This window comes from Stenotrophomonas sp. EMP41, assembly GCF_047495535.1.
GTDB classification, from domain to species: Bacteria; Pseudomonadota; Gammaproteobacteria; order Xanthomonadales; family Xanthomonadaceae; genus Stenotrophomonas; species Stenotrophomonas sepilia.
The window spans coordinates 1,968,998-1,987,636 of the sequence record NZ_CP179923.1 but is presented as its reverse complement, the minus strand read 5'-3'; the positions used below and the strand labels follow the sequence as shown (position 1 = coordinate 1,987,636).

Below are 18,639 nucleotides of genomic sequence, written 5' to 3'. Positions count from 1 at the left end.
ACAGCATCGGGCCAGCCGCCAGGGAACGGTGGCGGCCCCAGCCAGGACGGCACGGAGGGCAGGGAGCGGCCATCGGCGGTGAGGACCACCGACACGGCGCCGCCGGGCGCAGGAAAGCGCCCGGCGGCAGTAGGCGCGCGCGAATGTACCCCGGTCGTTGCCGACCCTGGTCGGCAGCAGTTCCACACCATGCATGGATGCGGTGACACGAACGAATCCTAAAGCTCCAGCACCCGCCGGTAGCTCAGCGGCCCACGCACATCGCGCAGTCCCAACCGCAGTTCCAGCCCGGTGGCCGGCAGCACCTCGCCTTCGCTCGGCAACAGCGCCCACCCAGCGCCCGGCTGCCAGGCGCGTACCTCGAACCGCTGCACATCCCTGGCCACCGCGATGCCTTTCGACGGCTCAGGCGCGGGCAGGGGGTACCGATCCGTCGCAGCGCCACTGGCCCGCCACAGCGTATTGCCCTGCCGCCACCAGCGCACCCGCTGCCAGCGCCGTCCATCACTGCCGACACTGCGGGTGATCTCCAGCGCAAAGCTGCCATCCGGGTGCCGTTCGCTTACCAGGGACGGAGGCAGCAGCCGCTGCGGTTGATCGGCCGGACGCACTGCACCATTCATCAACGCGTCGTCCGCGCGCATCTCGATATCACGCTGGAACTGCTGCAGCACGCGCAGAGCTGTCGTGGTCTCGGCATCGGCCCGGCGCAGCCGCTGGTCGCTGCTGGCCACGCTGTCCAGCGCACGCCAGCAGATCAGCGCCAGCACACCCATGATGGTGATCGCGATCATCACTTCGATCAGGGTGAAGCCACGTGCGGCGTGCTTCATGGCGCTGCTGTCCACGGTAGCTGCATCCGCGCCAGCGACTGCCGCGGTGCATCTTCGGCCACCACGCTGAGTTCCAGTTGCGGCTGTCCGTCACTCCCCGTGCCCAGATGTTGCAGCACCAGGAACGTGCTGCGCCCCTGCACGCAGCGCTGCCGTGCATCCTGGGGCGGCTGCGCGGCCAGGCGCAGCTCCTGCCAGCGGTCCTGCGCGCACATCAGTGCCAGCCGTCGATCGCGCAGGCGCGACTGATCGTCGGTGGCCACCGCCACCGAACGCATCACCGCCGCCAGTGCGATTGAAACGATCGCCAATGCGATCAGCACTTCGATCAGGGTGAACCCGTGCCCGTTCCGCTTCACTGCACGACCTGCAACTGTCCGCTGCCATCATCGCGAAGACGCAGTTGCCGGCCCTGCAACGACAGCGTCACTTCCCACGCCACGCCAATCCATTCGGGGCTCAGTTCAATCGGCGTGGTCGGTTGCACGGCGATGCCCGCCGGTTGCCATTGCTGTGGGCGCAGCAGGTCATCGCGCTGCACGTCCACCCAGCGGCTGCCTTCGCGGCGGCTGAAGCGATAGCCGGCGGCGTCGGCCTGCCAGCGCAGGGGGCGGCCATCGATACGCGCCTCGTCGCGCGCCACCTGCAGGCGCTGCGCCAACCGTTCGGCTTCCTGTCGCAGCTGCCGGCCCGGGTCGAGCAGGCTGCCCAGGCCCAGCCCGATGCCCGCCGTGCAGATGCCGATGATCACCAGCACCACCATCAGTTCCAGCAGGGTGAAACCACGCGGCACGCGCTGCATCGACGTTGCCTCCTGTCCGGGTCGATGCCTGCCAGCGTAGGCCCGCATGATGAAACAAAAGCGTCAGCCGCACCTGCTAGCGTAGGCGGACACGAACGTGGCGATGGTGCGGAACATGGACGGCTGGCGCTGGGATCGCAATCGCATGTTGACCCTGCTGGCGGCGGCGCTGCTGCTGGCCGTGGTGGCCTACTGGAGCGTCACCCTGTCTGCGGTGGCGCCGGCGGCCGTGGCCAGCGAGGCGAAGACCGAGGCGGCGGTGCGGCCGTTGGCCGATGCGGTGGCAAGCCTGCCGCTGGTGCGACTGTTGTCCCCCGGCGCAGTGCAGACCGAGGTGGTGGTGCTGGGTGTGATGGCTGGCGACCACGCACCGCTTGCGCTGCTTTCGGTGGATGGGCGTCCAGCCGAAGCCTACGCGCCGGGCCAGCGGTTGGGGCCCTGCACGGTGCTGGCCAGCATCAGTGCCACTACGGTGGAGCTGAACCAGGCAGGGCAGTCGCGCAGCCTAGCGGTGCCCACGCTGCCACCGGTGCCGAGCGATGGCATCGTGCCGGCTGCCCCGAAGGGGGGCTTCCCGTAGGGCCGAGCCCACGCTCGGCTGCCTTTGCATGAGTGTTGAAGGACACGCAGGAGGAGCCGAGCGTGGGTACGGCTCTACAGCCGTGCAGGCTCAGCGCGCAGGTCGCTGCGGCACCACCGAGCGCCCGAACGCATCGCCCATGCGCTGCCGCGTGCCTTCCAGGTTGTACTGCATCAGCTGGCTGCCGGGCTGCTGCATCAGGCGTTCGGCTTCGGGGAGCGCTGGCGGCTTCGCCGGCCTTGTCGCAGGCGCCAGCTTGCGTTGCAGGCAGTCCCAGGCCGGAATCCGCTCGCCGTTGACCTGCACTTCGATGCAGGGCGCAGCTCCTTCCTGCTTCTTCGCCTCGTCGGCGCGACCCGATGGCAGCGCCAGCAGCAGGGCGAGGGTGAGCGCAGCGCGCAGGCCCGGCATCAACGATTCACGCATCTCGACTCTCCCGCAGCAATCGATGTTCTGCAATGAAGACGGGTGGCCAAGGCAGGGTCCGCCTGCGTGCATTGCGGCGCTGTCAAAAGATGACAGTGCTGTCACAAAACTGTTGGCGGCTTTGACGCGATGTACACGTCCTGTTGGTAGATCCACGCGCCGCTCCCTGGCCCCTCCCTTCGATACGACGCGATGCCTTCGATGACTCCTGTCCCGTGCCGAGCCGTTCGCCTTCCGCTGCGCCTGCATCCGTTGACGCTGGCAATGGCAGCGCTGCCGTTGTCGATGCCGCTGCTCGCGCAGGAGGCCGCACCCGCGCCCAGCGTGAACATCAACGAATACATCGTGCGAGGCAACACGGTGCTCGATCCGCGGGAGATTGAACGGGCGGTGGAACCGTTCCTCGGCCCGGGCAAGACCCTGGCCGATGTCGAGAAGGCGCGCGATGCGGTCCATGCGCTCTACCAGCAGGCCGGCTACCAGTCGGTCTACGTCGAGCTGCCCGAGCAGCAGGTCAGTGGCGGCGTGGTGCTGCTGAAGGTGCAGCAGACGCCGATCGGCCAGCTGCGCGTGGTCGGCACCCGCCACGAATCGCCCGAACGCATCCGCGAACGCGTGCCGGCGCTGGCCGAGGGCAAGGTGCCGGATTTCGACCAGGCGCAGAAGGAACTGACCGCGCTGAATGAAGGCGGACGTCGCCAGGTGATGCCATTGGTGCGCGAGGGCCAGGTGCCGGGCACGATGGATGTGGACCTGCAGGTCGAGGAGAAGTCGCCGTGGCGTGCCAGTGCGTCACTCAACAACGACCATAGCGCCGACACCGAGAAGCTGCGCCTGAGTGCATCGCTGGCCTACGACAACCTGTGGAAGCGTGGGCACAGCGCCAACATCGGCGTGTACCTGGCGCCGGAAGACACGAAGCAGGCCAAGGTCTTTTCCGCCTCGTACACAATGCCGTTCGAAGGCACGCCGTGGAGCCTGGAAGCCTCCGGCTACAGATCCGACAGCCGCGTGTTGAATGCGGGCGGGCAGGTCGGCACCGGCACCGGCACCAATGTGATCGGCAACGGCCATTCGATCGGCCTCAAGCTCAACTATCGCCTGTCCGGCAGCAGCCAATGGTGGCGCCAGCTCAGCCTCGGTGTGGATTTCAAGGACACCGAGGAAGATACCCAGATGGGCAAGGACAGCCTGAAGACGCCGCTGAAGTACGCGCCGATCACCCTGGCCTTGGTCGGCGTGCGCCAGGGCGAGCACGATCAGCTGAGCATCAACACCCAGCTGGTGGCCGGTACCCGCCGCCTGTTCGGTTACGGCAGCGACGCCACTGCGTTCGGGCAGAAGCGCTACTGGGCCGACCCGAGTTTCGTGGCCTTCAAGGCCGACGTGGCCAACACACATACCTTCGGCAGCGACTGGCAGTGGTATGCGCGCGGGTCGCTGCAGGTAACCGATGCGCCACTGGTGTCGGCCGAGCAGTTCGCCGCAGGTGGCATGTACACCGTGCGCGGCTACCTGTCGGCCGAGGCGATCGGCGATTACGGCGGCCTGGCCAGCCTGGAATGGCGCACCCCGGCGTGGTCGCTGTGGCGCGGCACCGACCTGCGTGTCTACAGCTTTGCCGATGCGGCCTACCTGCGCCTGCGCCAGCCGCTACCCGAGCAGCGTGACAAGTACAACCTGGCCTCGGTCGGCCTGGGCGCGCAGCTGCGCCTGGGCGAACACCTGCAACTGCGCCTGGACTACGCCCGGCCGTATGCCGATGGCCCGGTCACGCGCAAGGACGACCCGCGCCTGCATTTCAACATCAGCACAAGTTACTGACCCTTCCCTTGAACATGCGTTCTCCGGAGACCCCTCGCATGGACCGTTTGCTTTCCCGAGTGTTGTTGCTGCTGGCCGCGCTGGTTGCGCTGCCGGCGGCTGCGGCCGATGCCAATTGGTGGCAGGCCGAATGGAAGTACCGCAAGCCGATCACCATCGACGCCGGCCCGCAGGGCGCGGGCCTGGCCGGTGACCCGGGCCGCACGCCGCTGCTGCTGCGCCTGCATACCGGCAACTTCGGCTTCGACGGCACCCAGGACGCGGGCAACGACCTGCGCTTCGTCTCGGGTGATGGCCGTACCGTGCTGGCCCACCAGATCGAGCAGTTCGATTCCAGGATGGGCATGGCCCTGGTCTGGGTGGATGTGCCGGCGGTCAGCGCCGCAGCGCCGCAGACCATCTGGATGTACTACGGCAATGAAAAGGCCCCGGCCAGCGGCAACGGCCAGCAGGTGTTCGATCCGGACTACACGCTGGTCTACCACTTTGCCGAGGCCAATGCACCGGCACGCGACACCACCGCCTATGGCAACAATGCCGGTGCCGTGGTGCCGTCGTCGGAAGGTTCGGTGATCGGCCGCGGCGTTCAGTTGGGTGCAGGCCCGCTGCCGCTGCCGGCCAGCGCATCGCTTGCACAGGAGGCGGGTGCGCCGTTCACCGTTTCGGCCTGGATCAAGCCAGGCAGCAACACCGCTGCGCAGGCGATCTACGCCCGTCGTGACGGCGCTTCCGAACTGGTGCTGGGCATCGAGAACCGGGTGCCGTTCGTGCAGCTCAACGGACAGCGCAGCACGCCGGCACAGCCGATTCCGGAAGGGCAATGGGCGCACGTGGCGCTGACAGCGGAGAAGGGCTCACTGCAGCTGTACCTCAATGGCCGCGTGGTCGCCCAGATGAGCGGCGAGCTGCCGGCGCTGGGCACCACGCCGGTGGTGGGCGCCGATGCTCCTGGCGCGGTGCAGCCGCTGGCCAATTTCGAGGGCGCACTGGATGAGCTGCGTATCTCGCGCGTGGCACGACCGGCGGCACTGCTGCTGGCCGATGCCACCGCACAGGGTGCCGATTCGCGGCTGATCAGCTACGGCGCCGACGAGCAGTCCGCCGGGCAGAGCCACTTTGCCTTCATTCTCAAGGCGATGCCGTTCGATGCCTGGGTGGTGGTGGCCATCCTCGGCCTGATGATGCTGCTGTCGTGGGCGATCATGATTGCCAAGGGACGCCACTTCGGCCGCACCAGCAAGGCCAATGCGGTGTTCACCGAGAGCTTCGGCAAGCTGTCCGGCGTGCCGCTGCGCACCCTGTCCGACATGGACCGCCAGGGCAAGGCACCGGCCGCGATGCACGATGGTTCGTTGTGGCGCATCTACCAGGTGGCCATCGATGAAATGCAGCAGCGCCACCAGCGCGACGGCAACAGTGGTTACCTCAGTGGCGCCACCATCGCGGCAATCCGCGCGTCGATGGACGCGGTGATGGTGCGCGAGCAGGAAGCGATGGCACGGCGCATGAACTGGCTGTCGACCACCATCGAAGGCGCGCCGTACGTGGGCCTGTTCGGTACCGTGATCGGCATCATGCTGGTGTTCGTGGTGGCGGCGATGGCCGGCGCGGTCGACATCAACTCGGTGGCACCCGGCATGGCCGCAGCGTTGCTGTGTACGGCGGCCGGTCTTGGCGTCGCGATCCCGGCACTGTTCGGCTACAACTACCTGGGCGCGCGTGCCGAAGCGATCGGTGCGGACATGGCGGTGTTCATCGACGAGTTCGCCGCGCGCCTGGCCGAAGAGCAGGACGGGCGCGGCCCGGCCGCGGTCCAGGGCTGAGGGCGCGTCATGGGCCAGAAGGCGAAGTTCGGCATCAAGAAGCGCGAGAAGGGCATCAACGTGACGCCCTTCGTCGACGTGCTGCTGGTGGTGCTGGTGATCTTCATCCTGACCAGCAACGCGTCCATCCCCGGCATCGAGGTCAACCTGCCAAAGGCCAGCAACGCCGTGGCGCTGGAGAAACCGAAGACCAAGGCGATCACCATCGACCCCAGCGGCCAGGTGTTCCTGGATGCGTACCCGGTGACGATGGCGGAGCTGGAAGACCGCCTGCGTACCGAACGCGCGACCACGCCGGATTTCCCGGTGATCGTGCGCGGCGACGCGCAGGTGCAGTATGCCCGCGTGGTCGAGGTGCTGGACCTGCTGCGGCGCCTGGAGCTGGCCCAGGTGGGCCTGGTCACCGGCAAGGCGCAGGGCTGAGGCATGACCGCCCATCAACCCCCTCGGCCGGAGCCCGGCATGCGTGGTCGCTCGTTGCTGGTGACCGTCGCGCTGGTGCTGGTCGCGTTGCTGGTGCTCGGTGTCGCACTGTGGTGGCTGCTGTTCAGGGACACCGCCAGCACCCGTCGGCCGGTGGTGCAGCCGCCGATGCTGGCGTTGCCGCCACCGCCACCGCCCCCCCCGCCGCCGCCGGAAAAACCGCCGGAGCCGGAAACGCCGCCGGAAGAGACGATGCCCGAGCCGGAGCCGCTGGATCAGCCGACGCCGGCCGAAGAGCCGACGCCGACCGCGGACAACACCGATCCGGTGACGATGAATGCCGACGCGCAGGCCGGTGGCGACAACTTCGGCATCCAGTCCGGCAGCGGCGGCGGTTCGTCCGGCGTCGGTCGTGGCGGTGCCGGCAATGCCACCTATGGGCGCTACCTCGGCTACCTGATGCAGCAGGCGATCTCGCGCGACGACAAGGTCAAGCGCCTGGCGTTCCAGCTGCAGGTGAATGTGTGGCTGGCCAGCGATGGTCGCCTGGAAAAGGTCGAGCTGGTGCGTGGCAGTGGCAACGAGGAGGCCGACGCGGCCGTGCTCGATGCACTGCGTCGCATCGGCAAGGTCGACCAGGCACCGCCGCCGTCGCTTGATTTCCCCGCCCGCGTCCTGATCCAGGGCCGCCGGCCCGGGGCCTGATTCCCCGACCTCCGTGATTTCCCTTCTTTCGATGAGAACCGTGATGAACGACCACGTCCGCGCACGAACCGATTCCCGCCGCCCGCGGCCGGCCCGACGGGCGCTGCTGTGCTGCGCCGTGCTGCTCAGCCTGGCCGCCCCGGCCGGCGCGATGGCCGCCGAAACCACCATGGTCAAGCTGATCAAGGGGCTGATCGCCAGCGGTGCACTGAAACCCGAAGACGGCCAGGCATTGCTGGTGCAGGCGCAGGCCGAAGCAGCGGCGTTGCAGCACACCGCGGCCGCCGGGACCCCGGCCGCCAGTGGTGGCGTGGCCCTGGAGGCCGGTGACGTGCGCGTGCCGTACGTACCGCAGAGCGTGCGCGACGGCATTCGTGACGAGGTGCGCCAGGAGGTGATGACGCAGGCCAGGTCCGAGGGCTGGGCGGCGCCGAACGAAGTGGCTGAGTGGACCAAGCGCATCAAGGTCACCGGTGACATGCGGGTGCGCAGCGAGTCGCGCTTCTTCTCCGAACGCAACAGCGACATCGTCAGTAACTGGTCGTCGATCAATTCCGGCAACGGCTTCGACACCAACACCAACACCAACCTGCAGCTGCCGCCGCTGCTGAACACCCGCCAGGACCGCCGCAACCTGTGGCGCATCCGCGCTCGCCTGGGCATCGAGGCGACCATCGGCCAGCACACCACGGCCGGCGTGCGCCTGGCCAGCGGCAGCAGCAATGGCCCGGTGTCAACGACCGAGCAGCTGGGGGGTGGCCTGAGCAAGAAGGACGTGTGGCTGGACCAGGCCTGGCTGGCCTACAGCCCGGCCGATTGGGTGACGGTGCGCGGCGGCCGCTTCGGCAATCCGTTCTGGACCAGCGATACGCTGTTCTCCAACGACCTGAACTTCGATGGCCTGGCCGCCAACCTGCAGTACGACTTCGACGACGGTGACCTTGGCCTGTTCGGTAATTTGGCGGTGGTACCGCTGGAGTACACCTCCGACAGCGCGCCCAGCCAGAGCCGGGTCAAGACGCCGAACGAGAACAAGTGGCTGTCCGGTGCGCAGGTGGGCGTGGACTGGCGCTTCAACGACGACAACGCGCTGCGCGCGGCGCTGGGCTACTACGACTTCAAGAACATCAGCGGCCGCCTGTCCTCGCCGTGCGCGCTGTACGCAGGCGCGGTCGGCTGCGACACGGACTGGTCGCGCCCGGCCTTCATGCAGAAGGGCAACACCCTGATGCTGATCCGCGACATCGCACGCAACCCGCTGGATCCAGCCAACACGCCCACCCCGCAGTATGTCGGCCTGGCCTCGGCATTCCGCCTGGCCACGCTGAACCTGCGCTGGGATACGCAGCTGGCCCAGGGCATCGGCCTGCGCCTGGATGGCGACTACATCCGTAACCTGGCCTACGACAAGCAGAAGATGTTCATCCGCGCCAACAACGGCATCGTCAACAACTACGGTGCCGGTGGCACCGCCGGCATCGATACGTTCCGCAGCGGCGACACCGCCTGGATGGTGCAGGCCACCTTCGGGGCCGCCGACCTGAAGGAGAAGGGCCAGTGGCAGGCGCTGCTGGGCTACAAGCGCATCGAGGCCGATGCGCTGCCGGATGCCTACAACGACCCGAACTTCCACCTCGGTGGCACCAACGCCCGCGGCTACTACGTGGGCGGCGCCTACGCGCTGGACGCGCGCAGCTGGATCAGCGGCAAGTGGATGGCGGCCAAGGAAGTGTCCGGTGCTCCACTGTCGATCGACGTGTTCCAGCTGGAGTTCAATACCGGGTTCTGAGTGACGGCGTGATCTGGATCACGTAGTGCGTGGCGGGGGCGCAGTGATGCGCCCGTCTAGGGAAAGGAGACCACGCGTTGCACATAAGGAGGAGTGGATGAGCCGTCGCAAGCTGTTCGAAAGTTCCGAACCGTCCAGTCGATCGCTGGGCATCGGGCCGGCCTATGTCTCGGTGGAGGGGCTGCGCCAGCACCTGGCGGAATTCCTGCTGTATGCAGGCCGGCCGGTGGTGATCATGCGCGGGCGCAGCGAAGTGGGTTACTTCCTGCCGGCGCGCTGCTGGCGCCAGCGTGACGACGATCCGCTGGCGGCGGCCGCCGCCGACCAGCTGCTGGACGCGGCCGGGTTCCAGGCCGAGGATATCCAGCAGGTGGAGCAGGAATTCAACGCGATGCGCCAGCGCACCGTGCTGCATTCACGGCGCTGAGCGGCCGCCGGGCATGGCCCGGCGCTACCCGATGGCCCCGCGCCGCTCCGGTAGCGCCGGGCCATGCCCGGCGAGCGTCGTCTGTAGATCCACGCCATGCATGGATGGGGTTACGCGGCGGCCCCGCGTTCACTGGTGATGCGTGCACCTTCGCGCATCACCAGGGTCACCGGGGTCTTCTCCACCACCTCCAGCAACCGCTGCCACTGCGCATCACTCAGCTCGGCGCTGGCATGCAGCACGCGGTGCACGTGGAAACGTCCATCCTCGTCACGTTCCGAGCGCAGCTCGGCATGGAACTCGCCCAGCTCCCAGCCCTTGCGCTGCGCATACATGCGCAGGGTGATGGCGGTACACGCCGCCAGCGAGGCCAGGTACAGATCGAACGGTGCGAAGCCCTTGCCCTGGCCGCCCAGCGAGGCGGGCTCGTCCGCATCCACATCGAAGCTGCCGTTGCTGATGTGGTGCAGATAGTTGTCAGCGGTCGAAACAATGCGTGCGTAGGCCATCACGTTCTCCATCTGTCTGCGGCGCCAGCCATGCTCGACTGCGCCAAAAGGCGGCGCCGGCCAGGACCGGCGCCGCTACCCAATCACTCGGTACGATCGTACGAGAACTGGATGCCCGCGGTACCACCGGTTTCAATGAAGAGATTCAGGAAGGCCGGCACCGTTGCCGAGCGGGCCCAGTCGCGCTGCAGTTCGCAGAACAGCTGCGGCACGCTGATCAGCTGGCCACCGGCCTGTTCGATGCGGCGCAGTGCGGCATCGTGCGCGGCCAGCGAGGTGCCGCCGACGGCGTCGACCACCACATACACCTCAAAGCCTTCCTTCAACGCATCCAGGGCCGGGAAAGTCAGGCACGCCTCGGTCCACAGCGCGGTCATGATCAGCTTGCGGCGGCCGGTGGCTTCCACCGCCTTGCGGAACTCGACGTCCTCCCAGGAATTGATGGTGGTGCGGTCGTAGGTGGGGTAGTCGCCCAGCACCTTGCGCAGCTGTGGAATCGGCGGCTTGTTCAGGCCGGTCTTGACGTTGACCGTCGAATGCACGATCGGCAGACCGTAAGCCACTGCGGCCTTGGCGGTGCCGACAATGTTGTTGACCAGCAACTGGCGGTCCATCGAGGCGATGGAGTTCACCTGCACCGGCTGGTAGTCGATGATGATGAAGGCGGAATTCTGCGGGGTCAGCAGATGATCGCTGGCCGGGTCGCGGATCGGTTCACTGGACATGATGGATCTCCTGTTCAGGGGGGAGCCGGCGGCTGGCCGGCACGAGGGCCACTCAACTGCGCTGCGAATCCAGCGGTTCATGGTTCTTCTGCACGTCCCGGGCCTTCAGGTAGCTTTCGATCAGCAGCTGGTAGTTCGGGAAGATCCTGGTGTAGGCCTCGGCCCACTGCTCGGCATCGTCGCGGTTCCAGCTGCGCTGGATCTCCGAGGCGACCGCAGCGGTGTCCATCGGCACCACGCCGGCCTGCACCACGCGGGCCAGGGTGATCTCCTCGGCCATCTTCGAGTAGGTACCCGACGCGTCGATGACCGCGAACACCTGGTAGCCATCGGCAACGGCGGCAATGGACGGGAAGGCCATGCACACGCTGGTGATGGTGCCGGCAATGATCAGCTGCCTGCGGCCGGTGGCCTTCACCGCAGCAACGAAGTCCGGGTTGTCCCAGGCGTTGATCTCGCCCTTGCGTGCCACGTACTGGGCATGCGGGGCCGCGTCGTGGATCTCCGGGATCAGCGGGCCGTTCGGGCCCTGCGGCACCGAGGCGGTGGTGATCACCGGCATCTTTGCCAGCGTGGCCATCTTCGCCAACGCGGTTGCATGCGCGCGCACCGAAGTGAACGGCATGTCACCAATGGTCTGGAACAGGCCGCTCTGGTGATCGATCAGCAGCATCGCGGCGTTGTCTGGATCGATCACCGGACGGGCACCGTTGAAGTTGGCGGGGGTACTCATGGTCAGTCTCCTGGGGAGGTTGGGCGATGGCCCGATGGCTGTGGCGGGCCGCAGCCCGCCGCGTTGAAGTGTTCAGTGCGCGATCCGGCCGAAGCGACCACTGTTGAAGTCGTTGACCGCCTGCGCGATCTCGGCCTGGCTGTTCATCACGAACGGGCCGTAGCCGACCACCGGTTCGTCGATCGGTTCGCCGCTGAGCAGCAGCACAGTGGCGTCACTGTCGGCATCGACGAACACGTCTTCGCCACTGCGGTCGAAGGTGACCAGTTGCGCCTCGCCGACCGGCGGACCGCCGTTGATCCGCACCGTGCCCCTCAGCACCACCAGCGCCAGCGTGCGGCCCTCGGCGACCGGCAGTTCGGCGTGGCGGCCCTGCTGCAGGCGGATGTCCCAGACATCCATCGGCGTGTGGGTGCGCGCCGGGCCGGGGTGGCCGTCGAAGCGGCCGGCGATGACCCGCACGCGGCCGGCGCCATCGGGCAGATCCACCGAGGGAATCTCTGCGTCGAGCAGGGTCTGGTAGCCCGGTGCGCCCATCTTGTCGCGTGCCGGCAGGTTCACCCACAGCTGGACCATGTCCAGCGTGCCGCCGCGCCTGCTGAACGCCGGTGTGTGGAATTCCTCATGAAGGATGCCGGAGGCCGCCGTCATCCACTGCACGTCACCCGGGCCGATGGTGCCGCCGGCGCCGGTCGAATCGCGGTGCGCGACCTCACCCTCATAGACGATGGTGACGGTCTCGAATCCGCGGTGCGGATGCTGGCCGACGCCACGCGGGGTATCGCTGGGGGCGAAGGTGTAGGGGCCGGCATAGTCCAGCAGCAGGAACGGGCTCAGGTGCTGGCCGTGGGTGTTGTAGGAAAACATCGAGCGGGCGGGGAATCCGTCGCCCACCCAGTGCGGGCGGGGGGCGCTGTAGGTACCGGTGACACGCTTCATGGCGATCTCCTGGCCGGGGTTGCCGGCCGCTGTTCTTCGTTGCGAAGACAATATCGCCGCGACAATATGGCCGGTAGATGCCATTATTTGCCGTCATAGTCCTATCTGGTGAACAATGCTCGCAGGCCATGAGCCGCAGGAGGTCGCCCCGTGTTCATCGCAGATATCCGCCGTTGTGACCTCAACGACCTGTTCTACTTCGCCATGGTGGTCGAGCACGGCGGCTTCTCGCAGGCCGGTCGGGCGCTGGCCATGCCGAAGTCGAAACTGAGCCGGCGCATCGCGCTGCTGGAGGAACGGTTGGGCGTGCGCCTGATCCAGCGTTCGACCCGGCGCTTCTCGGTCACCGAGGTCGGCCAGGACTACTACCGCCATTGCAAGGCCATGCTGGTCGAGGCCGAAGCGGCCGAAGAAGCGATTGCGATGTCACGCGCCGAGCCGCGCGGCACCATCCGCCTGGCGTGCCCGATCGCGATCCTGCATGCGCGCATCGGCGCGATGCTGGCTGATTTCCTGGCCCTGTACCCGCAGGTGACGGTGCAGCTGGAGGCCACCAACCGGCGCGTGGATGTGGTGGGCGAAGGCATGGACGTGGCGATCCGGGTGCGGCCGCCGCCGCTGGAGGACAGTGACCTGGTGGTTCGCGTGCTGGCGCGCCGGGTCTGGTGTACCAGTGCCAGCCCGGCGCTGCTGCAGCGGCTGGGCACGCCGCAGGTGCCGGCCGATCTGGCGATGATGCCGACCGTCGATCTGGCATCACCCAGCCAGCAACACGCCTGGGAATACGCCGGGCCGGGCGAGGTGCTGGCCAGCGTGCACCATCGCCCGCGACTGGTCAGTGATGACATGATCGCGTTGCGCACTGCCGCGGTGGCAGGGGTGGGGTTGTTGATGTTGCCGCGGATGATGATCACCGATGAGCTGGCCAGTGGCGCGCTGGTGCCGGTGCTGCAGGACTGGGTGCCGAAGCACGGCATCGTGCATGCGGTGTTCCCGTCGCGGCGGGGGCTGCTGCCAGCGGTGCGCGCGTTGATCGATTACCTCGCCGAGCAGTTCGATGCGTTGCAGGAGCCGTAGATCCTCCATCCACGCCATGCGTGGATGATGCTTTCGTGGTGCCGCTTGCCGCTTGCCGCTTGCCGCTTGCCGCTTGCCGCCTGCGGCTGCGCAGCCCACAATCCACGCCCGGACCGTCGCCATCACGCCCATCATTCCCCGGTCCGGCCTTGGCACCTATGTCTCCCAATGCCCTGGCGCTGGTCGAGCTGCTGATCCGCGAGCGCCGTGCGTTGTCCCGCTTCATCGCACGCTATCTCGACCCGGCCAGTACCGAGGACACCCTGCAGAACCTGTACCTGAAGGCCAGCAGCGTGCCCGGCGACCCGCCCATCCTGGAGCCGCGCGGCTATCTGTACCGGATGGCCTACCATCACGCGCTCAACCGCAGCCAGGCCGATGCCCGCGAACGCCGTGCCATGGCCGAGTACGCCGTCGACATGGCCGAGGCCAGTCGTGATGGTGAGGCGCAGGCACTGGACCAGGCGCAGCTGCGCGAGATCACCCAGACCATCCTGGCCCTGCCGGCCCAGGTGCGCGAGTGCTTCGTGCTCAACCGTTACCTGGGCCTGAGCGAACGCGAGATCGCCGCGCGCCTGGGAATCTCCAAGAGCCTGGTCGGCAAGCATGTGCTGCGTGCAGCGCTGCTGATCCAGCAACAGCAGCGGGGAATGGGCCGATGAGCGGCGATTGCCGTGGGCAGATCATGCCCGCTGTTGTCACAACAGGAAAGCGCACCCGTTCGCGGTGCGGTAGGCCACAACCATGACCACGTCCGAACCCTCGCCGCGTCAGGCCAGGCAGGCGTTGCGCTGGGTGATACGGTGCAGTGCAGGCCCGCTGCCGGAACGCCAGCAACGCAGTCTGCGGCGCTGGCTGCAGGCTGACCCCCGCCACGCACTGGCGTGGCGCCAGCAACAAGCCTTCTGGCTGCGGCTGGACGCTGCCGGGCCCGAAGTGCTGGCCGCGCTGCCCGAACTGACCGCCGATCGCCAGGGGCTGCGTCCGATCGCACCGCGCCGCCGGCTGCCGTGGCTGCTGGCCAGCGCAGCGGTGATGGTGCTGATGGTCGCGGCCGCGCCCCACGCATTGCTGCTCGCGCGTAGCGACCTGCGTAGCAGCACTGCGCCGCGCGTGGTGCAGCTGGACGACGGCAGCACGGCGGTACTCGATACCGGCACCGCGCTGGCACTCGCGTTCGATGGCCAGCAGCGGCGCGTGCGCCTGCTGCGCGGGCAGGCCTGGTTCCAGGTGGCGCATGAGCAGCGACCGTTCCAGGTCGAGGCCGGCGGTGGCCGGATCCGCGATATCGGTACGGCGTTCAGCGTGTCGATGCAGGGCGCCACCATTACCACCGAAGTCAGCGAGGGCGTGGTCGATGTGCGCCCGGGCGATGGCAGCGTGCAGCGCCTGCGTGCCGGGCAGGTGCGTGCGTTCCGTGACGGGCGCTGGCTGCAGCCGCTGCAACAGACCGCGCCGGAGGCAATGGCGCCGTGGCGCCGTGGTGAGGTGGTGATCGACGGTCTGCCTGCCGCGCAGGCCATCGCCGATCTCGGCCGCTACCGGCGTGCCCCGGTCTGGGTGGTGGGCGGGCAGGGCGCACGCGTGCGGGTCAGCGGCCTGTTCCATCTGCAGCAGCCGGAAGCGGCCATCGATGCCGTGGCCGCGCAGGCGGGACTGCGCGTGCAGCGCTTGCCCGGTGGTGCATTGCTGGTGTGGTGATGCAGCTGCGGAGCATGGGCGAACCGGCCGCATGAAAAAACAGGAAAAAACCGTGGGCAGTCATCGCAGCCCGCTGTCTATAGAGGTATAGCCAGAGCGAAACCGCGTTTCTTCTCAAGCCAGACACACCACCGGCACCGGACGTGCCCGTGGTCCCGCCCCGCTTGAGGAGTTCCTGTCCATGCCGTCCACGGCATCCGCCTGTCACCGTCGCGTTACCGTCCTGGCCCTGGCCATTTCCACTGCATTGCTGCCGCTGGCCTGGGTGCCCGTGGTGCAGGCGCAAGCGGCGGAGGCCGCATCGCTGCGCAGTTACGCCATTCCGGAACAACCGTTGGCCGATGCCGTGCGCAGCTTTGGCCGCCAGGCCGATGTGCAGGTGGTGTTCCGCAGTGACCTGGTGGAGGGCCGTCGCTCCAGCGCGGTGAGCGGCGAGTACAGCCAGATGCAGGCCCTGCAGCAGCTGCTGCGCGGAAGCGGCGTGCGTGCGCAGCGCGGCACCGATGGCACCTGGAGCCTGCGCGCCGCAGCGGAGGCGGGGGAAGGGGGAGGGGACGGGGTGCGGGTGACCGAAACACTGGACGTGGCCGGTCGCCTGCAGACGGAAGGGGGCGAGGCCCGCGATCGGCGTGGCTACGACGATGTGTTCGCGCTGGACATGACCACCGCGTATTCGGGGCGCGACCGGGTGGAGCGCTACCGTGGCGCCAATCCGGCCGACGTGGTCAAGGATCTGGTCGGTGTGTTCAGCGGTGATGCGCGCAACAGCGGCGCGCTGGACATCAACATCCGCGGCATCCAGGGGCCGGGGCGGGTGCCGGTCAGCATCGACGGTGGCGAGCAGGCGCTCACGGTCTGGCGCGGCTACAACGGCGTCAGCAACCGCAACTACATCGATCCCAACCTGATCGGTGGCATCCAGGTCATCAAGGGGCCAGGGCTGGTGCGCGATGTGCACAGCGGGATCGGCGGCGCGCTGGTGATCAAGACCATCGACGTCGATGACATAGTGGAAGCCGGTGAGCGCTTCGGCGGGGAGCTGAAGATCGAAGGCAGCAGCAATGCGGTGGCGCCACGCCTGCCGCGGCTGCATACCGGCGAGGATTACCGCACGGTGCCGGGGTTCCCGCAGGGCTCGCCCTCGGCACCGTATGCCGACAGCACGCTGCTGGTGCCGGTGAAGTCGCGCGGTTCTGAAACCAATGTGTTCGCCGGGGAAGACCAGGCCTGGCGGCTGGCGCTGGGCCTGCGTGGCGAACACGTGGACCTGATGGCGGCCTATGCCTGGCGCAAGCGCGGCAACTACTTTTCCGGCACCCGGGGCGCGGCTTACTACGACCAGGATCCGCGCGAGCAGTTCGAGTACAAGGGCCTGGACTACATCACCACGCTGGCGCGCTACTTCGAGCCTGGCGACGAGGTGCCCAATACCTCCAGCGAGCAGGAATCGTGGCTGCTGAAGGCGACCTGGCAGATCAACGAGGACCAGCAGCTGCGCGCGACCTGGCGGCGCACGCTCTCGCACTACGGCGAGATCATGCCCTCGCGCATCCTGTCCGCGCCCGACTACGGTCGCATCCAGTGGCCGCTCAGCCGCGTCGATGCCGATGCCTGGAACCTGGAATACCACTGGCAGCCCGCCGGCAGCCGCTGGCTGGACCTGCGTGCCAACCTGTGGCGCACCGAAACCACCAGCGATACGTACACCGCTGGCGGCTTCCCCAATTTTGCCAGCAACCCCGACTGGAACCCCGGCAGCAGCCCGATCCTGCGCAATACCGCGCTGGCCAATGCCCGCAACGACCGCACCGGCCTGACCCTGAGCAACCGCTTCGCGTTGCATCCCACCCTGGACCTGACCGTGGGCGGCAACTGGCAGTTCGAGAAACTGCGCTCGGCGGACCCGTACTTCGGCGTCAGCGATGGCTGGCGCATGTACCCGCGCGCGGGGCGCCGCCAGGAAGGCGAAGGCTACCTGGTGCTGGACTGGCGGCCGGTGGATTTCCTCTCCCTGAGTGCCGGCGTGCGCTACGCGCGCTATTGGGCCTTCGATGATTTCCTGCAGGAACACCCGGAGCTGATGACCACCTCGGTGTCCCCCAAGGAGGCCCGCTACCGCGTCAACGAGCTGCCCGAACGCCCGGCCAGCCTGCAGGGCGAGATCGACGCCATCGAGTCGCAGCGCGAGTTCTGGGACAGCATCGGCATGGGCTTCATCGTTGATGATCTGCTGAAGGGCCTGCTGAGCAGGTACGAGACGCCGGTGGCGGTGGAGCACACCATTCCGTGGCTGCCGGATGCGGACGGCAACTACCGCCGTGCCAGCAACCCCTGCCTGAATGGCGAGGTGGCGGCCATTCCCGGGCTGTTGCCGGTGCAGGGTGCGCAGATCCTGTGCAGCATCCAGAGCGGGCGGCCGCAGACGGTGTCCGGGCGCAATGAGCGCAGGCGCGACCATGCATGGCTGCCGACCTTCTCGGCCACCGCGCATTTCTCGCCCAATGCGCGCGCCTACGTCCGTTACAGCGAGGCGGTGCGTTTCCCCAGCATGTTCGAGAGCACCATCGCGTTCTCCAGCAGCCTGAACCCGCTGTACCCGCTCAAGCCCGAGCACGCCTACAACTACGAAGTGGGCTACGTGCACAACCTGTCGGCGCTGTTCGGCAACACCGCTGATGCCGACGTGAAGCTGGCCTACTACGTGCACAAGACCCGCAACGTGATCGAGCGCGACGGCAATTTCCTGTTCGACAACCTGGACAAGCAGCGCATCCGCGGCGTGGAGCTGCAGGCGCGGTTCGACAACCGTCGCTTCTTCACCGACCTGGGCATCAGCCGCACGCTGGAAAACAAGGTCTGTGACGAAAGCATGGCGGTGCAGCTCGATGCACTCGCCGGCAAGGTGCCCAACTGCGTGCAGGACGGCTTCGTCAGTGGCTACCTGCTGACCCAGGCCATTCCCCGGTTGTCGGTGAACGCGTCGCTGGGCACCCGGCTGTTCGATGAGCGCCTGGAGCTGGGCAGCCGCATCGTGCATTACCAGCGCCACCAGAACCCGGACCTGCAGGCCTACCGTGACCGCCTGTACGCCGGCAGTGGTGGCCTGATCTGGCAGAACGTGCCGTTCACCTGGGGAAACATCACCACCGTCGATGCCTACGCGCGCTGGCGCATCAACGACCATGCCAGCGTCGAGCTGGTCGGCACCAACCTCGGCAACCGCTACTACGTCGACCCGGCCACGCGCTCCACGCTGCCGGCGCCAGGGCGCACGCTGAAGCTCGGTGTCACCGCGCGCTTCTGATGACCTGTTCCGTTGTTGT

At 67.6% G+C, this 18,639-nt stretch carries 19 protein-coding genes; 11 read left to right on the top strand and 8 right to left on the bottom strand.

Annotated elements, in window-relative coordinates; genetic code table 11:
- Positions 1 to 218: 218 nt before the first annotated feature.
- From ACMGRF_RS09150 to gspH, 3 genes are read right to left on the bottom strand one after another with little or no spacing between them, the layout of a single operon-like run.
- The gene (locus ACMGRF_RS09150) at positions 219 to 833 is read right to left on the bottom strand and encodes a type II secretion system protein J (protein WP_049413933.1); all 615 of its coding nucleotides are present in this window, start codon (positions 831 to 833) and stop codon (positions 219 to 221) included.
- Complete coding sequence (gspI, locus tag ACMGRF_RS09145; protein ID WP_099495757.1) at positions 830 to 1,192, bottom strand: type II secretion system minor pseudopilin GspI; 363 nt, start codon at positions 1,190 to 1,192, stop codon at positions 830 to 832. The genes ACMGRF_RS09150 and gspI overlap by 4 nt, the downstream gene beginning before the upstream one ends.
- Positions 1,189 to 1,635, bottom strand: a complete 447-nt coding sequence (gene gspH, locus ACMGRF_RS09140) for a type II secretion system minor pseudopilin GspH (protein ID WP_049413914.1) — start codon at positions 1,633 to 1,635, stop codon at positions 1,189 to 1,191. Before gspH ends, gspI begins: the two co-directional genes overlap by 4 nt.
- A 115-nt stretch (positions 1,636 to 1,750) precedes the next feature.
- Here gspH and ACMGRF_RS09135 point away from each other — a divergent pair, with 115 nt between their 5' ends.
- Positions 1,751 to 2,215 (top strand): general secretion pathway protein, encoded by a 465-nt coding sequence (locus ACMGRF_RS09135; RefSeq protein ID WP_111191237.1) that lies wholly within the window; start codon positions 1,751 to 1,753, stop codon positions 2,213 to 2,215.
- 90 nt (positions 2,216 to 2,305) lie between these two features.
- On the opposite strand, the gene ACMGRF_RS09130 is transcribed toward ACMGRF_RS09135, so the two are convergent.
- Positions 2,306 to 2,641, bottom strand: coding sequence for a hypothetical protein (locus ACMGRF_RS09130; RefSeq protein ID WP_414485862.1), 336 nt, complete (start codon positions 2,639 to 2,641; stop codon positions 2,306 to 2,308).
- Between the two features lie 201 nt (positions 2,642 to 2,842).
- On the opposite strand from ACMGRF_RS09130, the gene ACMGRF_RS09125 reads away from it, so the two are divergent.
- The 6 genes from ACMGRF_RS09125 (at position 2,843) to ACMGRF_RS09100 (ending at position 9,632) form a co-directional block, all read left to right on the top strand.
- Complete coding sequence (locus ACMGRF_RS09125) at positions 2,843 to 4,465, top strand: ShlB/FhaC/HecB family hemolysin secretion/activation protein (RefSeq protein ID WP_414485861.1); 1,623 nt, start codon at positions 2,843 to 2,845, stop codon at positions 4,463 to 4,465.
- A gap of 38 nt (positions 4,466 to 4,503) precedes the next feature.
- Positions 4,504 to 6,288 carry a DUF2341 domain-containing protein gene (locus tag ACMGRF_RS09120; RefSeq protein WP_111096245.1) on the top strand — a complete coding sequence of 595 codons (1,785 nt, stop codon included), beginning with the start codon at positions 4,504 to 4,506 and terminating at the stop codon, positions 6,286 to 6,288.
- A 9-nt stretch (positions 6,289 to 6,297) separates the two neighbouring features.
- Positions 6,298 to 6,711, top strand: a complete 414-nt coding sequence (locus tag ACMGRF_RS09115; protein WP_049413909.1) for an ExbD/TolR family protein — start codon at positions 6,298 to 6,300, stop codon at positions 6,709 to 6,711.
- 39 nt (positions 6,712 to 6,750) lie between these two features.
- Entirely contained in the window at positions 6,751 to 7,416 is a 666-nt protein-coding gene (locus tag ACMGRF_RS09110) for a cell envelope integrity protein TolA (RefSeq protein ID WP_049413907.1), read from the top strand.
- 43 nt (positions 7,417 to 7,459) lie between these two features.
- Positions 7,460 to 9,205: a putative porin gene (locus ACMGRF_RS09105; protein ID WP_049413905.1), complete on the top strand. Its 1,746-nt coding sequence runs from the start codon at positions 7,460 to 7,462 to the stop codon at positions 9,203 to 9,205.
- Positions 9,206 to 9,302: 97 nt separating this feature from the next.
- A complete protein-coding gene (locus tag ACMGRF_RS09100) occupies positions 9,303 to 9,632 on the top strand; it encodes a hypothetical protein (protein WP_005416760.1) in 330 nt (109 codons plus the stop codon).
- A 110-nt stretch (positions 9,633 to 9,742) separates the two neighbouring features.
- On the opposite strand, the gene ACMGRF_RS09095 is transcribed toward ACMGRF_RS09100, so the two are convergent.
- The 4 genes from ACMGRF_RS09095 to ACMGRF_RS09080 form a co-directional block, all read right to left on the bottom strand.
- Entirely contained in the window at positions 9,743 to 10,141 is a 399-nt protein-coding gene (locus tag ACMGRF_RS09095) for an OsmC family protein (RefSeq protein ID WP_049440054.1), read from the bottom strand.
- 83 nt (positions 10,142 to 10,224) lie between these two features.
- Entirely contained in the window at positions 10,225 to 10,866 is a 642-nt protein-coding gene (locus ACMGRF_RS09090) for a hydrolase (RefSeq protein WP_414485860.1), read from the bottom strand.
- A 52-nt stretch (positions 10,867 to 10,918) separates the two neighbouring features.
- Positions 10,919 to 11,599: a hydrolase gene (locus ACMGRF_RS09085; protein WP_414485859.1), complete on the bottom strand. Its 681-nt coding sequence runs from the start codon at positions 11,597 to 11,599 to the stop codon at positions 10,919 to 10,921.
- 72 nt (positions 11,600 to 11,671) lie between these two features.
- On the bottom strand, positions 11,672 to 12,538 hold the full coding sequence (locus ACMGRF_RS09080; RefSeq protein ID WP_049411592.1) for a pirin family protein: 867 nt from the start codon (positions 12,536 to 12,538) through the stop codon (positions 11,672 to 11,674).
- A gap of 150 nt (positions 12,539 to 12,688) precedes the next feature.
- On the opposite strand from ACMGRF_RS09080, the gene ACMGRF_RS09075 reads away from it, so the two are divergent.
- The 4 genes from ACMGRF_RS09075 to ACMGRF_RS09060 all read left to right on the top strand — a co-directional run bounded on the left by ACMGRF_RS09075 (position 12,689) and on the right by ACMGRF_RS09060 (position 18,620).
- Entirely contained in the window at positions 12,689 to 13,615 is a 927-nt protein-coding gene (locus tag ACMGRF_RS09075; protein WP_049440040.1) for a LysR family transcriptional regulator, read from the top strand.
- 158 nt (positions 13,616 to 13,773) lie between these two features.
- Positions 13,774 to 14,277 (top strand): RNA polymerase sigma factor, encoded by a 504-nt coding sequence (locus ACMGRF_RS09070; RefSeq protein WP_049440042.1) that lies wholly within the window; start codon positions 13,774 to 13,776, stop codon positions 14,275 to 14,277.
- An 82-nt stretch (positions 14,278 to 14,359) separates the two neighbouring features.
- Entirely contained in the window at positions 14,360 to 15,316 is a 957-nt protein-coding gene (locus tag ACMGRF_RS09065) for a FecR family protein (RefSeq protein ID WP_111207455.1), read from the top strand.
- 181 nt (positions 15,317 to 15,497) lie between these two features.
- Complete coding sequence (locus ACMGRF_RS09060) at positions 15,498 to 18,620, top strand: TonB-dependent receptor domain-containing protein (protein ID WP_414485858.1); 3,123 nt, start codon at positions 15,498 to 15,500, stop codon at positions 18,618 to 18,620.
- Positions 18,621 to 18,639 lie beyond the last annotated feature (19 nt).

Bases quoted from the DNA above. Each gene is read 5' to 3' on its own strand.
- ACMGRF_RS09150 (WP_049413933.1), bottom strand. From the start codon at position 833: ATGAAGCACGCCGCACGTGGCTTCACCCTGATCGAAGTGATGATCGCG.
- gspH (WP_049413914.1), bottom strand. From the start codon at position 1,635: ATGCAGCGCGTGCCGCGTGGTTTCACCCTGCTGGAACTGATGGTGGTG.
- ACMGRF_RS09135 (WP_111191237.1), top strand. From the start codon at position 1,751: ATGGACGGCTGGCGCTGGGATCGCAATCGCATGTTGACCCTGCTGGCG.
- ACMGRF_RS09130 (WP_414485862.1), bottom strand. From the start codon at position 2,641: ATGCGTGAATCGTTGATGCCGGGCCTGCGCGCTGCGCTCACCCTCGCC.
- ACMGRF_RS09125 (WP_414485861.1), top strand. From the start codon at position 2,843: ATGACTCCTGTCCCGTGCCGAGCCGTTCGCCTTCCGCTGCGCCTGCAT.
- ACMGRF_RS09120 (WP_111096245.1), top strand. From the start codon at position 4,504: ATGGACCGTTTGCTTTCCCGAGTGTTGTTGCTGCTGGCCGCGCTGGTT.
- ACMGRF_RS09115 (WP_049413909.1), top strand. From the start codon at position 6,298: ATGGGCCAGAAGGCGAAGTTCGGCATCAAGAAGCGCGAGAAGGGCATC.
- ACMGRF_RS09110 (WP_049413907.1), top strand. From the start codon at position 6,751: ATGCGTGGTCGCTCGTTGCTGGTGACCGTCGCGCTGGTGCTGGTCGCG.
- ACMGRF_RS09105 (WP_049413905.1), top strand. From the start codon at position 7,460: ATGAACGACCACGTCCGCGCACGAACCGATTCCCGCCGCCCGCGGCCG.
- ACMGRF_RS09100 (WP_005416760.1), top strand. From the start codon at position 9,303: ATGAGCCGTCGCAAGCTGTTCGAAAGTTCCGAACCGTCCAGTCGATCG.
- ACMGRF_RS09095 (WP_049440054.1), bottom strand. From the start codon at position 10,141: ATGGCCTACGCACGCATTGTTTCGACCGCTGACAACTATCTGCACCAC.
- ACMGRF_RS09090 (WP_414485860.1), bottom strand. From the start codon at position 10,866: ATGTCCAGTGAACCGATCCGCGACCCGGCCAGCGATCATCTGCTGACC.
- ACMGRF_RS09085 (WP_414485859.1), bottom strand. From the start codon at position 11,599: ATGAGTACCCCCGCCAACTTCAACGGTGCCCGTCCGGTGATCGATCCA.
- ACMGRF_RS09080 (WP_049411592.1), bottom strand. From the start codon at position 12,538: ATGAAGCGTGTCACCGGTACCTACAGCGCCCCCCGCCCGCACTGGGTG.
- ACMGRF_RS09070 (WP_049440042.1), top strand. From the start codon at position 13,774: ATGTCTCCCAATGCCCTGGCGCTGGTCGAGCTGCTGATCCGCGAGCGC.
- ACMGRF_RS09065 (WP_111207455.1), top strand. From the start codon at position 14,360: ATGACCACGTCCGAACCCTCGCCGCGTCAGGCCAGGCAGGCGTTGCGC.
- ACMGRF_RS09060 (WP_414485858.1), top strand. From the start codon at position 15,498: ATGCCGTCCACGGCATCCGCCTGTCACCGTCGCGTTACCGTCCTGGCC.